The organism is Campylobacter canadensis (assembly GCF_013177655.1).
In the GTDB taxonomy this organism is placed as follows: domain Bacteria; phylum Campylobacterota; class Campylobacteria; order Campylobacterales; family Campylobacteraceae; genus Campylobacter_E; species Campylobacter_E canadensis.
This window is the reverse complement of record NZ_CP035946.1, coordinates 1,862,557-1,876,279: the sequence shown is the minus strand read 5'-3', so window position 1 is coordinate 1,876,279 and position 13,723 is coordinate 1,862,557. Positions and strand designations below refer to the sequence as shown.

Here is a 13,723-nt window from a genome sequence, read left to right as displayed (position 1 = left end):
ATAAAATTTTAAACTCTTTTTAAAAATTATTTTGCACCCTTTGGTGGAGTAAAGGCTGTGATTTTTACTTTTTTGCCTGTGTATTTTTTCACATTTACTAAGGCTGTATGTGAAATATTACCGTTTGCTAACTTGCTTGTAGGTAAATCAAGAGTTAAAACATTCGGGCAACCATACTTGCAATTACCGTTTTCATCAGGGTCATACCAAGCACCTTCTGCTAAAACTACAACCTTATTTAACACTCCTTCATCAAGTTTTGCACCTGCGATTACACTACCTCTTTCATTGCTTAATTCAATTAAATCCCCATCTTTAATATTTAATTCTTTTGCATCTTCAGGGTTCATTAAGCAAGGCTCATGCCCTTTAATTGTGTAAGTATCTTTTAAACTTGTGTGGCAAAGTTGAGAATGCAATCTATGGCTAGGATGTGGGCTTAGTAAATGAAAACTTGATGGATTACTTGTGTTTGCTAAATATTCAATTGGTTCAAACCACATTGGATGAGCCTTACAATCGTCATAGTTCATCTTTTCTATTGTTGTGCTATAAATTTCTATTAATCCGCTAGGTGTTCCAAGTGGATTTAAAATAGGGTCATCTATAAAATCAGCAAAACGCACAAATTCAAAAGAATCTTGAGTAGCTTCAAATTCTAAAGCTTTGTTTTCTTGCCAAAATGCTTGAAAATTTGGAAGCTCTAAAGAAGTTCTTGCTAGTGCTTGAGAATAATATTTTTCTACCAATTCAAAAGAATTTTTTGCATTGTCTAAATAAGCATTTTGTAATTTTTTTGCTAAAGTTGCAGCGTAATTTTCATCTTTATTATTTTGTGTGCTAAAGTAGAAAGCATAGTATTTTAATAATTCGTAAAATATTTCAATATCGTCTTTGCTTTCTTCGTATTTATTTACAGCTGCTTTCATAGGAACTATGCTATAATTTGAATAATCTCCACTCATACTTATATCATCTCTTTCATAAAGCGAAGTTACTGGCAATACTATATCAGCCATTTTAGCGCTTGGAGTCCAATAAATTTCATTCATAACTATAGTGCTAGGTTTTTGCCAAGCCTTTCTTAAAGCTTTTAAATCTTGATGATGTACAAAAGGATTACCGCCAACCCAGTAAATAAAATCAATATCACTATAAGTTATTTTTTTGCCATTATGTTCTATTGTTTTATTTGGATTTAACAACATATCAGCAATTCTTGCAACAGGAATTGCAGCATCGCTTGTTTTTGCTAGCCAACTTTGACCAGTATTTTTAATACTTTCATCTTCATCGCCTTGTATTAAATGCCCGTTGCTATCAAATTTAGCCCCCATTATTCCTAAAAACTCATCATTGCTCCATTTTCCAACCAAATTAGCATTTACTCCACCAACAACAGGAGCGTTGGTTGTTGCAACTCCACCGTTTGAATAATGATAGCTCAAGCCAAAACCACCACCAGCCTTGCCAATATGCCCTAGCATAGCACATAGTGTTACCATAGCCCAGTGAGGTTGTTCGCCATGATGAGCTCTTTGCATACCCCAGCCACTCATAATTAAGCTTAGATTGTTTTTTAGACTTTTTGTAAGTTCAATTAGAGTTTGTTCATCAACACCTGAAATTTTACTAGCCCAAGTGATATCTTTTTTAATGCCATCGTTTTTACCTAGTAAGTAAGGTAAAAATTTCTCAAAACCTACTGTGTAATTTTCAATAAATTCTTTATCGTATAAATTGTTTTCATACAAATATGTCATCATAGCAAGCATTATAGCTGTATCGGTATTTGGCCTTGGGCGAATGTGTTGTGCTTTATCAAAGAATTTTACTGTTGTACTAGCGTAAGGGTCAATACAAATTACTTTTATATTGCTATCTTTTATTTTTTGCATATAGTCTAAACCTTGCTCATCGCTAACAGTCCAAGCTATTTTTAAAGTATCAATAGGATTTGCACCCCAAATTACTAAAAGTTTTGTATTTTCAAGTACTAATTCATAATTTGTTTGTTGCTCATACACTTCAATACTACCAACAACATGTGGCATAATAACCTGCGAAGCTCCGGTTGAATAATCTCCTAAAGAACCAACAAAACCGCCAGTAAGATTCATAAATCTATGAAGTAAAGTACGGCTATTATGGATATTGCCAGGAGATTTCCAGCCGTAAGAACCTGCAAAAATTCCATTAGCTCCGTGAGTTTTTCTAGTTTTAAGTAATTGCTTTGAAACTAATTTTAAAGCATCTTCCCAGCTTACTCTTACCCATTCGTCTTTACCACGAAGTTCTGGTTTGTTGTCATTTGGATTTTTCAAAAAGCTTTTTCTAACATAAGGATATTTTATACGATTTTTATATATTAAATCTTGGGTGTAATATTGTAAATCATTGTATCTTTTATTTTTATAGTATGGTTTTGAATCAACAAGCTTTCCATTTTTAACACTTAGTTGCAAAACGCCCCAATGAGCTGCTGTATTAACTTGAGCATTTTTTAAAATTGAATTTTTTGTAGAATTTGCAAAGATATTAGTAGGCAATAAAGCCAGACTTGAACTAGCACAACCTAGTTTTAAAAAAGTTCTTCTTTTCATTTTTCTTCTCCTTTTAGTGCTTGTTTTTGTAGGTACATAATTACTAATTGATAATCTTTTTTATCAATAGCAGTTCTTGTTTGCATTGCACGAAATTGCGCTGGCCAAGCATTAGCGCTAAATTCACTGATTTTATGAAGTGGATGGCAAATTCCACAGTTTTCAGTAAAAAGTTCATTTGCTTTTTTGAATAATTTATTATTGTCTTTTTCTAAATTTTTTAAATCTTCATTTTTTGCATAAACTGTTGTTTTTGCTAAAAAATAGCCATTTTTTAGGTCTTTTATTTTTTTTATATTTAGTTTTGTTTGTTTGCTAAAAGCGCTAAGTAAAATACGACTTTTATCAGTAAAATATAAAATATTTGGGGTTTTTTCATTATAAAAACCTTCAAGTTCTATTTTTGACATATTTTTTTCTTTTTGAATTTTAAAAGCATTAGTAGGAAGAAGTTTTCCACTAGCTTTAGTATCGTTTTTATTCAAGTACAAGTCAATAACTTGTGATGAATAAAAATTTTCACCTGCTAAACAAAAACTTGCAATAATACAAGTTAAAACAAATTTTTTCATCTTTTCTCCTTGTAAAAAATAATATTTAGAATAAAATATATTAATGAATATATAGTTAAATAATTAGAATATATTAATTTAAAAAGAATAATTTTTTTTAATTTATTTTTAAGTAATTAATCTAATTTTATTTGCTATATTTATTTTAAAATAAAGTATATAAGAAAAAAAATAAAAATATTTTTTGATTTTTTATTTTTCTTTAAGTTTTCTGTTTTATAATTCAGTCTTTATTTTCAGTTTTATATGCGGGAATAGCTCAGTGGTAGAGCACAACCTTGCCAAGGTTGGGGTCGCGAGTTCGAACCTCGTTTCCCGCTCCACTTTATTTTATTTTTGTTGCCCAAGTGGCGGAATGGTAGACGCAAGGGACTTAAAATCCCTCGGTAGTTTTTACCGTGCCGGTTCAAGTCCGGCCTTGGGCACCATTGGTGATATAGCCAAGCGGTAAGGCATGGGCCTGCAAAGCCTCGATCCTCGGTTCAAATCCGAGTATCACCTCCACGTTTTTATCGCTTGTTTTAATACTTTTACGGGAGATGGCTGAGTGGTCGAAAGCGGCGGTCTTGAAAACCGTTGAGGGTAACACCTCCAGGGGTTCGAATCCCTTTCTCCCGGCCATTCTCCTTTTTTTTAGTTTTCATTATTTTTTATTTTTATTTTACATTTCATAGCTTTGTATTTTTTGTGCAAAAATTTTATTCTTGTCTTTAAAAAAGAGATAAAAATATAATAAAAATTTTACAAATTCATCTAAAATTCTTGACAAATCAACCAAGTTTTAATAAAGTTCCATACCTATTAAATTTTTACGATAGCAAGAAGTCTTTTTAAGACTTATCGTATGTTCTTTAATGGGTTGGGTAAAACCAACAAGTTCTTTAAAAAGGAAAAAACATGGAAAGAATTAGGTTAAAGTTAAAAGCTTATGACCATAGAGTTCTAGATCGCACAGTTGCAGCAATTGTAGAAGCTGTTAAAAGAACAGGTGCTGAAATCAGAGGTCCTGTGCCAATGCCTACTAAGATTAAGCGTTATACAGTCTTAAAATCTCCATACATCAACAAAGATTCAAGAGAACAATTTGAGATGAGAATTCACGCTCGTATGATAGATATTGTGGCCGCTACAACTGATACAGTGGATAGCCTAACAAAGTTAGACCTAGCACCAGAAGTAAATGTAGAAGTTCGTGCAATGGGCAAGTAAGGATAGAAGATGGAATATATTGTTGAAAAAATCGGAATGAGCAGAACAATTAGCACTTCTAGCACTCCAGTAACTTTATTAAAACTTATCCAAACTAAAGTTTGTGAAGTTAAAGAAGATGGTAAAGCTATTGTTGCATATGCAAAAGGTAAGCATAAGAATAAATGTATTGCAGGACAGCAAAAAAAATACAATCTAAGTGCAGAATTTAACAAATTTGCAACTTTAGAAGTATCAAACAAAGAAGCTGGTGATATAGATGTAGCTCCTTTAAGTGAAGCAAAGGTATTAAAAGTAAGCTTTAATTCTAAAGGTCGTGGTTATGCCGGCGTTGTTAAAAGACACGGCTTTGCAGGTGGTCCAGCATCTCACGGTAGTAGATTTCATAGAAGATCAGGTTCTATTGGTAATAGAGAATGGCCAGGTCGTGTTCAAAAAGGACGCAAAATGGCAGGTCATTATGGAAATGAAAAAATTACTGTTAAGAACGAAGTTATTTCATTTGATGCACAAAATGGAGTATTAGTTTTAAAAGGTTCAGTAGCTGGATTTAATGGTGCAATGGGTAAAATAAGGATTGTAAAATGAAAGTATGCGTATTAAATGAAAATTACGAAAAAGCTAGCGAGTTAGACTTACCAGCTAAATACGCTGAAGTTAATCCGCATAACCTTTATTTGTATGTTAAATCATACCAAGCTAGTTTGCGTGCAAATACTGCAAGCACAAAAGGCAGAAGTGAAGTAAGCGGTGGTGGTAAAAAGCCTTGGAGACAAAAAGGTCGTGGTGGCGCTAGAGCGGGTTCAACTAGAACTAACGTTTGGGTAGGCGGTGCTGTTGCTTTTGGTCCAACTACAAATAGAAATTATTTTCAAAAAGTAAATAAAAAACAAAAAAGATTAGCTTTTGAAAGAGCTTTAGCAGATAAAGCTAACGCAAATGCACTTTTTGCTGTTGATAATATTACTATTGAAAGTGGTAAAACAAAAGATGCAAGAGCAATTATTGCAAAATTAGGCGTAAAAGATGCTTTAATTGTAAAATCATTATTAGATGAAAAGACATTATTAGCATTTAGAAATCTTGCAAATTGTTATGTAGTTGATATTACTGAAGTAAATGCATATTTACTAAGTGTATTTAATGCTGTTATTATAGAAAAAGATGCTTTAGCATCAATTACGAAAGAGGGCTAAAATGGCTGATATTACAGATATAAAAAATATACTTTATACAGAAAAAACTCTAGGCCTTCAAGAAAGTGGAGTTGTTGTAATCCAAGCAAGTCCAAAAATGACAAAGAATGCTTTAAAACAAGTGCTAAAAGAGTATTTTGGTATAGTTCCATTAAGAATAAATTCTTTAAGAATGGAAGGAAAAGTTAAAAGATTTAGAGGCAGAGAAGGTCAAAGAAACGATTTTAAAAAGTTTTATGTAAAGCTACCAGAGGGTGTTAGCTTAGAAAGTAAGGAAGGTTAAGATGGCTATTAAAACTTATAAACCTTATACTCCAAGTAGAAGATATATTACTGGTATTAGTAGTGATGATATTACTGCAAAAGCTAGCGTTCGTTCATTACTTGTGAAATTACCAGCTAGTGCAGGTAGAAACAATCAAGGAAGAATTACAAGCCGCCATAAACAAGCAGGTGCTAAAAAACTTTACAGAATCATTGATTTTAAAAGAAATAAATTCGGTATTGAAGGTAAAGTTCAAGCTATTGAGTACGACCCATTTAGAAATTGCCGTATTGCTCTTGTTGCTTATAAAGATGGTGAAAAAAGATATATTATTCAACCTCGTGGCTTAGAAGTTGGTGATGTAGTTTGCAGTGCTGAAGAAGGTTTAGATATTAAACCAGGTAATGCAATGAAATTAAAATCAATCCCTGTTGGTACAGTTATTCACAATGTTGAATTAAAGCCAGGTAAGGGTGCGCAAATGATTCGTTCAGCAGGAGCATTCGCTCAACTTATGGGTAAAGAAGAAAAATATGTAATTATTCGTCTTCAATCAGGTGAAATGAGAAGAGTATTAGCTGAGTGTATGGCAAGTATTGGTGAAGTTGGAAACGAAGAATGGGCTAACATTACTATCGGTAAAGCAGGTAGAAATCGCCATAGAGGTATCCGCCCACAAACAAGAGGTTCTGCAATGAACCCAGTAGATCACCCACACGGTGGTGGTGAAGGTAAGAAAAATTCTGGCCGTCATCCAGTAACTCCATGGGGTAAACCAACTAAAGGTGCGAAAACTCGCCGTAAAAAGGCTAGCGATAAGCTAATAATTTCAAGAAGAAAAGGAAAATAAAAGATGGCTAGATCATTAAAAAAAGGTCCTTTTGTAGATTCTCATGTTATGAAAAAAGTTGTCGCAGCAAAAAAAGCTAACGATAATAAACCAATTAAAACTTGGTCAAGAAGAAGCACAATTACTCCTGATATGATAGGACTTACATTTAATGTGCATAATGGTAAAAGTTTTATTCCTGTATATGTAACAGAAAATCACATTGGATATAAATTAGGCGAATTTGCGCCAACTCGCACATTTAAAGGGCATAAAGGCTCTGTGCAAAAGAAAATTGGTAAGTAAGGGAGCGTAGGAAAATGAGTAGAGCATTAATTAAATTCATAAGACTATCTCCAATTAAAGCTAGACTAATTGCAAGAGAAGTTCAAGGAATGAATGCAGAGCTTGCTATGGCAAGTTTAAAATTTATGCCAAATAAGGCGGCTAAACATATTTGCAATGCAATTTCAAGTGCAGTTGCAAACGGTGGTTATGAGCCAAGTGAAGTTATTGTTAGTTCTTGCCGTGTTGATGCAGGTGCTGTGCTAAAAAGATTTAGACCAAGAGCAAGAGGTAGTGCAAGTCGCATTAGAAAACCAACTGCTCATATTTTAGTAGAAGTTAGCAGAGCAAATAAAGAAAGTAAGGAAAGCTAAAATGGGACAAAAAGTAAATCCAATAGGCCTTAGATTAGGTATTTATAGAAATTGGGAATCAAGATGGTTTCCTGCAAAAGCTTCTTTAGCACAAAGCATTGGTGAAGATTACAAAATTAGAGCTTTTCTTAAAAAAGAGCTTTATTATGCAGGAATTTCTCAAATAATTATTGAAAGAACTGCTAAAAAATTAAGAGTTACTGTAGTTGCAGCTCGTCCTGGAATTATTATTGGTAAAAAAGGTAGTGATGTTGAGGTATTAAAATCAAAATTACAAAAAATTATCAATAAAGAAGTAAATCTTAATATTAAAGAAGAAAGAAAAGCTAATGCTTCAGCACAATTAGCTGCAGAAAGTGTTGCAACACAACTTGAAAAGCGTGTAGCTTTCCGTCGTGCAATGAAGAAAGTTATCCAAAATGCACAAAAAGCAGGTGCTAAAGGTATTAAAGTTTCTGTTTCAGGTCGTTTAGGTGGAGCTGAAATGGCTAGAACTGAATGGTATTTAGAAGGTCGTGTGCCACTTCATACTTTAAGAGCAAGAATTGATTATGGTTTTGCAGAAGCACATACAACTTATGGAAATATAGGTATTAAAGTGTGGATATTTAAAGGTGAAGTATTGCAAAAAGGTGTTGTAGCAGCAGAAAAAAATGATGAAGCAGCAAAAAAACCAAGAAGAGCAAGAAGAGGTAAATAATTATGTTGATGCCAAAAAGAACAAAATATAGAAAAATGATGAAGGGCCGCAACTGGGGTTACGCTTGCCGTGGAACAAAGTTAGCTTTAGGTGATTATGCATTAAAAGCTACTGAAGCAGGACGCGTAAATTCTCGCCAAATTGAAGCGGCAAGGGTTGCATTAACTCGTTTTGTTAAAAGACAAGGAAAAACTTGGATTAGAGTATTCCCAGATAAACCACTTACTAAAAAACCACTTGAAACAAGAATGGGTAAAGGTAAGGGTAGTGTTGAAGAATGGGTAATGAATATTCAGCCAGGTAGAATTCTTTTTGAAATGACAGGCGTTAGCGAAGAGATGGCTAGATCAGCTCTAGCACTTGCTATGAGTAAATTGCCGTTTAAAACTAAGTTTGTAACAAGAGAGAGTGAAAATGAAATATACTGAGCTAAAAGATAAAAGTGTAGAAGAATTAAACACTATGTTAAAAGAAAAAAAGTTGCTTTTATTTACTCTTAAACAAAAGCTTAAAACGATGCAGCTTACAAATACAAATGAGCTTCGCGTAGTAAGAAAAGATATTGCAAAAATTAATACTGCAATTTCAGCTATGAAATAATAGGAGCTAGAAGATGACATTTAAAAGAGAAATTCAAGGCGTAATCGTTACTAAAACTGGGGATAAAACTATTAGCGTTTTAGTTGAACGCAAAGTTGTTCATCCAAGATATAGAAAAATAGTAAAACGCTTTAAAAAGTATTTAGTGCATGATGAAAAGAATAGTGCAAAAGTAGGCGATACAATTATTGCAATTGAGTGCAGACCTATTTCAAAACGCAAATCTTTTCGTTTAAAAACAATAGTAGCAGCAGGAGTTGAGTAATGATACAAAGTTTTACAAGGCTTGTAGTTGCTGATAATAGCGGCGCAAAAGAATTAATGTGTATTAAAGTTTTAGGTGGTAGTAAAAGAAGATATGCTACTGTAGGTGATGTTATTGTTGCATCTGTTAAAAAAGCTTTACCAAATGGAAAAGTTAAAAAAGGTCAAGTTGTAAAAGCAGTAATTGTAAGAACAACTAAAGAAGTTCAAAGAGAAAATGGTTCATTAATTCGTTTTGATGAAAATGCTGCTGTAATTCTTGACAACAAAAGAGAACCTATTGGTACTCGTATTTTTGGACCTGTTGGTAGAGAAGTAAGATATGGTGGCTTTATGAAAATTGTTTCACTTGCACCGGAGGTTTTATAATGGCAATTAAGTTCAAAATTAAAAAAGGTGATAATGTAAAAGTAATTGCTGGTGATGATAAGGGTAAGACAGGTGTTGTAAAGGCAGTTTTACCTAAAAAACATCAAGTTATTGTTGAAGGTTGTAAAATAGCAAAAAAAGCTGTTAAACCAAGTGAAAAACACCAAAATGGCGGCTTTATAAATAAAGAAATGCCAATGGATATTTCAAATGTTGCAAAGGTGGAAGGCTAAGATGAGACTAAAAGAAAAATATGCAAATAGCATTAAAGCTGAATTAGCAAAAGAATTTGATATTAAAAATCCAATGTTAATTCCAGCTATTGAAAAGGTAGTTATTAGCGTTGGTTTAAATGCAGATTTTACAAAAGACCAAAAAGTTTTACAAAGCGTTGTTGATACAATAAGTCTTATTTCAGGACAAAAAGCTGTAGTTACAAAAGCAAAAAAATCAGTTGCGGGCTTTAAGGTTCGTGATGGTTTCCCAGTTGGTGTAATGGTAACTTTAAGAAAAACAAATATGTATGCGTTTTTAGATAAGTTAGTTTCAATAGCTTTACCAAGAGTTAAAGACTTTAGAGGTTTAAGCCGTGATGGTTTTGATGGTCGTGGAAATTATAATTTTGGTTTAGATGAACAGTTAATGTTCCCAGAAGTTGTTTATGATAATATTTTAAGAACACATGGTATGAATATTAGTATTGTTACAACAGCACAAAATGATAAACAAGCACTCAAATTATTAGAATTATTTGGTGTGCCTTTCACAAAAGGAAAGTAAGATGGCTAAAAAATCAATGATAGCAAAAGCTGCTCGTCCAGCTAAATTTAAAGTAAGAGCTTATACAAGATGCCAAATTTGTGGTCGTCCGCACTCTGTATATAGAGATTTTGGTATTTGCCGTGTTTGTCTTAGAAAAATGGCTAATGAGGGTTTAATCCCAGGTCTTAAAAAAGCAAGCTGGTAAGAGGAGAAAAGTATGATAAATGATTTAATTTCAGATTCAATAACACGCATTAGAAATGCTGCTTTAAGAAGATTAGACAATACTCAATTACTACATTCAAGAGTAATTGAGTCTTTAGTTGAAATTTTTAAAACTAAGGGTTATATTGAAGATTATAATGTTATTGAAGATAATAAAAAGAAATTCATCAATGTTGTTTTAAAATATGATGAAAAAGGTAGAAGCGTTATTAATGAAATCAAAAGAGTAAGCAAGCCAGGTAGAAGAATTTATCGTGGTAAAGAAGATATTAAACGCTTCAAAAATGGTTATGGTACAATTGTAGTAAGCACTAGTAAAGGCGTTTTAAGTAACGATGTTGCCTATAAAGAAGGTATAGGTGGCGAAGTGCTTTGTACTATTTGGTAATAGTGCTTTTTATGGCATTTGGAAATTATTCCATAGACAAATAAAAAGGAAAAAAATATGTCAAGAATAGGAAAACAACCAATCGCACTACCAAGCGGACTTAGCGCTAGTGTAAGTGGAAATGTTTTAACAATATCAAAAGGTAGTGTTAAAAAAGACCTTGATTTTAAAGGCAATGTAAATGTTGAAGTAAAAGATAATCAAATTATCTTTACTCCAAAAGGTGATGATAGAAGTCAAAGAGCTTTTTGGGGCACTTATAGAGCATTAGCAAATAATATTGTTATTGGTTTATCAGTGGGCTTTAAAAAAGTTTTAGAAATTAACGGTGTTGGATACAAAGCAGCTATGAAGGGTAAAACTTTAGAATTAGCATTAGGTTATTCTCATCCTGTTATTTATGATGCACCTGAAGGAATAACAATTGCAGTTGAAAAAAACACTATTATTATTAGTGGTGATGATAAGCAAGTTGTAGGACAAGTTGCGGCTATAATCCGTGAGTTTAGACCACCTGAGCCATATAAAGGTAAGGGTATTAAGTACCAAGAAGAGCGCATAATCCGCAAAGCTGGTAAAACATCTAAGAAGTAAGGGATAAAAAATGAGAGCAAATATCTTAAAAAGAAAATTATCTCTTAGAATTAAGAGAAAAAAGAGAATTCGTGCAAAAATTAGCGGAAGCTCAGTTTTACCAAGAGTTTCTATTTATAAATCAAATAGAACTTTATATGTTCAAGCGATTGATGATGTTAAAGCACATACTTTAGCTTCTGTTAATGGTAAAAAAATAGGTGTAAAAGCAAATATTGAAGGTGCTAAAAAAATGGCAGCTGAATTTGCTAATTCGCTTAAAAAGCTAAAAATTGAAGAAGTTGTGTTTGATAGAAATGGTTATTTATATCATGGTGTTATTGCAGCTTTTGCACAAGCTTTAAGAGATAACGGTATCAAATTATAAGGATAAATTATGGAAAAATATAATAGAGAAGAATTCGAAGAAGTAATTGTTGATATCGGCAGAGTAACTAAGGTTGTAAAGGGTGGTCGCCGCTTTAGATTTACAGCACTTGTTATTGTTGGTAATAAAAACGGGCTTGTAGGTGTTGGATATGGTAAAGCAAAAGAAGTTCCTGATGCTATTAAAAAAGCAGTTGATGATGCGTTTAAAAATATCATTAGTGTTAAACTTCGTGGTCAAACAATTCCACATGATGTTGAAGTAAAATACAATGCTTCTCGTATTTTATTAAAACCTGCTAGTAAAGGTACTGGGGTTATTGCTGGTGGTTCAAGCCGTCCTATTATAGAGCTTGCGGGTATTAAAGATATTTTAACTAAGTCATTAGGTTCAAGTAATCCGGGCAATGTTGTTCGCGCTACTTTAAAAGCTTTAAGTATGTTAAAAGGATAATAATATGGGACTTGAAAATTTACAAAAAGCAGCAGGTTCAACTCATAAAACTAAGAGAATTGGACGTGGTCAAGGTTCTGGCTGGGGCAAAACAGCTACTAAAGGTGGCAAAGGTCAAACAGCAAGAAAAGGTTATAATGAAAAAAGAGGTTTTGAAGGCGGACAACAACCACTTCAAAGAAGATTACCAAAGGTTGGATTTACATCTAAATTTGAAAAAGCTTATGCAATCAATGTAGAAAAAAATCCAAGCATTAAAGAATTAAAAGAAATTACATTTGAAAGCATTCAAAGCGTGCATAAATTTGCTTCAAGCATTAAAAAAATTAAGCTAATTGGCAAAGGTGCAAGCGAGCTTAAAGCAAAAATTAAAGATGAAAATATCATTACAAGCGGAAGTAAGTAATGAATAAAACACTAGCCAATAAAATTTTTATAACTTTGGCTTTATTATTTGCTTACAGGATACTAGCCTATGTGCCAGTTCCTGGAGTAAATATAGATGTTATTAAAGAATTTTTTTCATCTAACACTAATAATGCTTTAGGAATGTTTAATATGTTTAGTGGTAAGGCAGCGGAGAGATTATCTATAATTTCACTTGGAATTATGCCTTATATTACTTCATCAATTATTATGGAGTTATTAGCAGCTACATTTCCTAATATAGGCAGAATGAAAAAAGAGCGTGATGGAATGGTTAAGTATATGCAAATCATTCGTATTGCTACTATTGTAATAACTATTGTTCAAAGCATAGGAGTTTCAATAGGACTACAAAGCTTACATTCTCGCACTGGTGAAGCAGCAATAATGATAGATTTTTCAACCTTTTTAATGCTTAGTACAATTAGTATGTTAGCAGGAACAATGCTACTTATGTGGCTTGGAGAGCAAATTACTCAAAGAGGTGTTGGTAACGGTATATCATTAATTATTTTTGCAGGTATAGTATCAGGAATTCCACATGCTATTTCTAGTACTATTAATCTAGTAAATACAGGAGAATTAAATTTCTTAGTAGTTATTGGTATTGCTCTTGTTATTATTTTAGCTGTTGCTGCGATTATTTATGTTGAATTAGGAGAAAGAAGAATTCCTGTTTCTTATAGTCGTAAGGTTTTAATGCAAAATCAAAATAAAAGAATTATGAATTATATTCCTATTAAATTAAATCTTAGTGGTGTAATTCCTCCTATTTTTGCATCTGCTATTTTAACTTTTCCGGCTACTATTTTGCAAGCAAGTACAAATCCTGTGATTATGAAAATTAGTGATTTTTTAAATCCTAATGGTTTTGTATTTCACATTTTTACTTTTATTTTTGTTATCTTTTTTGCTTATTTTTACTCTTCAATAGTGTTTAATGCAAAAGATATTTCAGAAAATCTTAAAAAGCAAGGTGGTTTTATACCTGGAATTCGTCCAGGAGAAGGAACAGCAAATTATTTAAATGAAATCGCTTCAAGATTAACCTTAAGCGGCTCAATTTATTTAGCAATAATAGCTACTTTACCTTGGTTGTTAGCACATTTTATGGGAGTTCCATTTTATTTTGGTGGAACATCGGTTTTAATTGTTGTTCAAGTAGCACTTGATACAATGAGAAAAATTGAAGCTCAAATGTATATGAGTAAATATAAAACTTTAAGTGCAGTGGGGCTATAA

The 13,723-nt window shown here is 32.5% G+C and carries 23 protein-coding genes and 4 tRNA genes; 25 read left to right on the top strand and 2 right to left on the bottom strand.

Going from position 1 to position 13,723, the window contains the following annotated elements; all coding sequences use genetic code 11:
* Window positions 1–26: 26 nt before the first annotated feature.
* Together CCANL266_RS09145 and CCANL266_RS09140 are read right to left on the bottom strand one after the other, a co-directional pair.
* A complete protein-coding gene (locus tag CCANL266_RS09145; RefSeq protein WP_172234226.1) occupies window positions 27–2,603 on the bottom strand; it encodes a molybdopterin-dependent oxidoreductase in 2,577 nt (858 codons plus the stop codon).
* Window positions 2,600–3,175 carry a cytochrome C gene (locus tag CCANL266_RS09140; RefSeq protein ID WP_172234224.1) on the bottom strand — a complete coding sequence of 192 codons (576 nt, stop codon included), beginning with the start codon at window positions 3,173–3,175 and terminating at the stop codon, window positions 2,600–2,602. The genes CCANL266_RS09145 and CCANL266_RS09140 overlap by 4 nt, the downstream gene beginning before the upstream one ends.
* Before the next feature lie 248 nt (window positions 3,176–3,423).
* Between CCANL266_RS09140 and CCANL266_RS09135 the strand changes: the two genes are divergently transcribed.
* The 25 genes from CCANL266_RS09135 to secY all read left to right on the top strand — a co-directional run bounded on the left by CCANL266_RS09135 (window position 3,424) and on the right by secY (window position 13,723).
* Window positions 3,424–3,498, top strand: a tRNA-Gly gene (locus CCANL266_RS09135).
* An 18-nt stretch (window positions 3,499–3,516) separates the two neighbouring features.
* A tRNA-Leu gene (locus tag CCANL266_RS09130) sits at window positions 3,517–3,603 on the top strand.
* 2 nt (window positions 3,604–3,605) lie between these two features.
* Window positions 3,606–3,679 (top strand) — tRNA-Cys (locus CCANL266_RS09125).
* 29 nt (window positions 3,680–3,708) lie between these two features.
* Window positions 3,709–3,796: transfer RNA gene (locus CCANL266_RS09120), tRNA-Ser, on the top strand.
* Window positions 3,797–4,072: 276 nt separating this feature from the next.
* Window positions 4,073–4,384, top strand: a complete 312-nt coding sequence (rpsJ, locus tag CCANL266_RS09115) for a 30S ribosomal protein S10 (protein WP_172234222.1) — start codon at window positions 4,073–4,075, stop codon at window positions 4,382–4,384.
* Window positions 4,385–4,393: 9 nt separating this feature from the next.
* The gene (gene rplC / locus CCANL266_RS09110; RefSeq protein WP_172234220.1) at window positions 4,394–4,972 is read left to right on the top strand and encodes a 50S ribosomal protein L3; all 579 of its coding nucleotides are present in this window, start codon (window positions 4,394–4,396) and stop codon (window positions 4,970–4,972) included.
* On the top strand, window positions 4,969–5,580 hold the full coding sequence (gene rplD, locus CCANL266_RS09105) for a 50S ribosomal protein L4 (RefSeq protein WP_172234218.1): 612 nt from the start codon (window positions 4,969–4,971) through the stop codon (window positions 5,578–5,580). The genes rplC and rplD overlap by 4 nt, the downstream gene beginning before the upstream one ends.
* 1 nt (window position 5,581) lies before the next feature.
* Window positions 5,582–5,863, top strand: a complete 282-nt coding sequence (locus CCANL266_RS09100; RefSeq protein ID WP_172234216.1) for a 50S ribosomal protein L23 — start codon at window positions 5,582–5,584, stop codon at window positions 5,861–5,863.
* Between the two features lies 1 nt (window position 5,864).
* Window positions 5,865–6,695, top strand: a complete 831-nt coding sequence (gene rplB, locus CCANL266_RS09095) for a 50S ribosomal protein L2 (protein ID WP_172234214.1) — start codon at window positions 5,865–5,867, stop codon at window positions 6,693–6,695.
* A gap of 3 nt (window positions 6,696–6,698) precedes the next feature.
* Window positions 6,699–6,980 carry a 30S ribosomal protein S19 gene (gene rpsS, locus CCANL266_RS09090; RefSeq protein WP_172234212.1) on the top strand — a complete coding sequence of 94 codons (282 nt, stop codon included), beginning with the start codon at window positions 6,699–6,701 and terminating at the stop codon, window positions 6,978–6,980.
* A 14-nt stretch (window positions 6,981–6,994) separates the two neighbouring features.
* Window positions 6,995–7,333 (top strand): 50S ribosomal protein L22, encoded by a 339-nt coding sequence (rplV, locus tag CCANL266_RS09085; protein ID WP_172234210.1) that lies wholly within the window; start codon window positions 6,995–6,997, stop codon window positions 7,331–7,333.
* Between the two features lies 1 nt (window position 7,334).
* Window positions 7,335–8,033, top strand: a complete 699-nt coding sequence (gene rpsC, locus CCANL266_RS09080; protein WP_172234208.1) for a 30S ribosomal protein S3 — start codon at window positions 7,335–7,337, stop codon at window positions 8,031–8,033.
* A 2-nt stretch (window positions 8,034–8,035) separates the two neighbouring features.
* Window positions 8,036–8,461 carry a 50S ribosomal protein L16 gene (rplP, locus tag CCANL266_RS09075; protein ID WP_172234206.1) on the top strand — a complete coding sequence of 142 codons (426 nt, stop codon included), beginning with the start codon at window positions 8,036–8,038 and terminating at the stop codon, window positions 8,459–8,461.
* A complete protein-coding gene (rpmC, locus tag CCANL266_RS09070; protein WP_172234204.1) occupies window positions 8,448–8,633 on the top strand; it encodes a 50S ribosomal protein L29 in 186 nt (61 codons plus the stop codon). The genes rplP and rpmC overlap by 14 nt, the downstream gene beginning before the upstream one ends.
* Before the next feature lie 13 nt (window positions 8,634–8,646).
* Entirely contained in the window at window positions 8,647–8,898 is a 252-nt protein-coding gene (gene rpsQ, locus CCANL266_RS09065; RefSeq protein WP_172234202.1) for a 30S ribosomal protein S17, read from the top strand.
* Window positions 8,898–9,266 carry a 50S ribosomal protein L14 gene (rplN, locus tag CCANL266_RS09060; RefSeq protein ID WP_172234200.1) on the top strand — a complete coding sequence of 123 codons (369 nt, stop codon included), beginning with the start codon at window positions 8,898–8,900 and terminating at the stop codon, window positions 9,264–9,266. Before rpsQ ends, rplN begins: the two co-directional genes overlap by 1 nt.
* The gene (gene rplX / locus CCANL266_RS09055) at window positions 9,266–9,499 is read left to right on the top strand and encodes a 50S ribosomal protein L24 (RefSeq protein ID WP_172234198.1); all 234 of its coding nucleotides are present in this window, start codon (window positions 9,266–9,268) and stop codon (window positions 9,497–9,499) included. Before rplN ends, rplX begins: the two co-directional genes overlap by 1 nt.
* Window position 9,500: 1 nt before the next feature.
* Window positions 9,501–10,046: a 50S ribosomal protein L5 gene (rplE, locus tag CCANL266_RS09050; RefSeq protein WP_172234196.1), complete on the top strand. Its 546-nt coding sequence runs from the start codon at window positions 9,501–9,503 to the stop codon at window positions 10,044–10,046.
* 1 nt (window position 10,047) lies between these two features.
* A complete protein-coding gene (locus tag CCANL266_RS09045) occupies window positions 10,048–10,233 on the top strand; it encodes a type Z 30S ribosomal protein S14 (RefSeq protein WP_172234194.1) in 186 nt (61 codons plus the stop codon).
* A gap of 12 nt (window positions 10,234–10,245) precedes the next feature.
* Window positions 10,246–10,641, top strand: a complete 396-nt coding sequence (gene rpsH / locus CCANL266_RS09040) for a 30S ribosomal protein S8 (protein WP_172234192.1) — start codon at window positions 10,246–10,248, stop codon at window positions 10,639–10,641.
* 57 nt (window positions 10,642–10,698) lie between these two features.
* Entirely contained in the window at window positions 10,699–11,235 is a 537-nt protein-coding gene (gene rplF / locus CCANL266_RS09035) for a 50S ribosomal protein L6 (protein ID WP_172234190.1), read from the top strand.
* Between the two features lie 10 nt (window positions 11,236–11,245).
* Window positions 11,246–11,602 carry a 50S ribosomal protein L18 gene (gene rplR, locus CCANL266_RS09030; RefSeq protein ID WP_172234188.1) on the top strand — a complete coding sequence of 119 codons (357 nt, stop codon included), beginning with the start codon at window positions 11,246–11,248 and terminating at the stop codon, window positions 11,600–11,602.
* Between the two features lie 9 nt (window positions 11,603–11,611).
* Window positions 11,612–12,055 (top strand): 30S ribosomal protein S5, encoded by a 444-nt coding sequence (rpsE, locus tag CCANL266_RS09025; protein WP_172234186.1) that lies wholly within the window; start codon window positions 11,612–11,614, stop codon window positions 12,053–12,055.
* Window positions 12,056–12,059: 4 nt separating this feature from the next.
* On the top strand, window positions 12,060–12,461 hold the full coding sequence (gene rplO, locus CCANL266_RS09020) for a 50S ribosomal protein L15 (protein WP_172234184.1): 402 nt from the start codon (window positions 12,060–12,062) through the stop codon (window positions 12,459–12,461).
* Window positions 12,461–13,723 (top strand): preprotein translocase subunit SecY, encoded by a 1,263-nt coding sequence (secY, locus tag CCANL266_RS09015; RefSeq protein ID WP_172234182.1) that lies wholly within the window; start codon window positions 12,461–12,463, stop codon window positions 13,721–13,723. The genes rplO and secY overlap by 1 nt, the downstream gene beginning before the upstream one ends.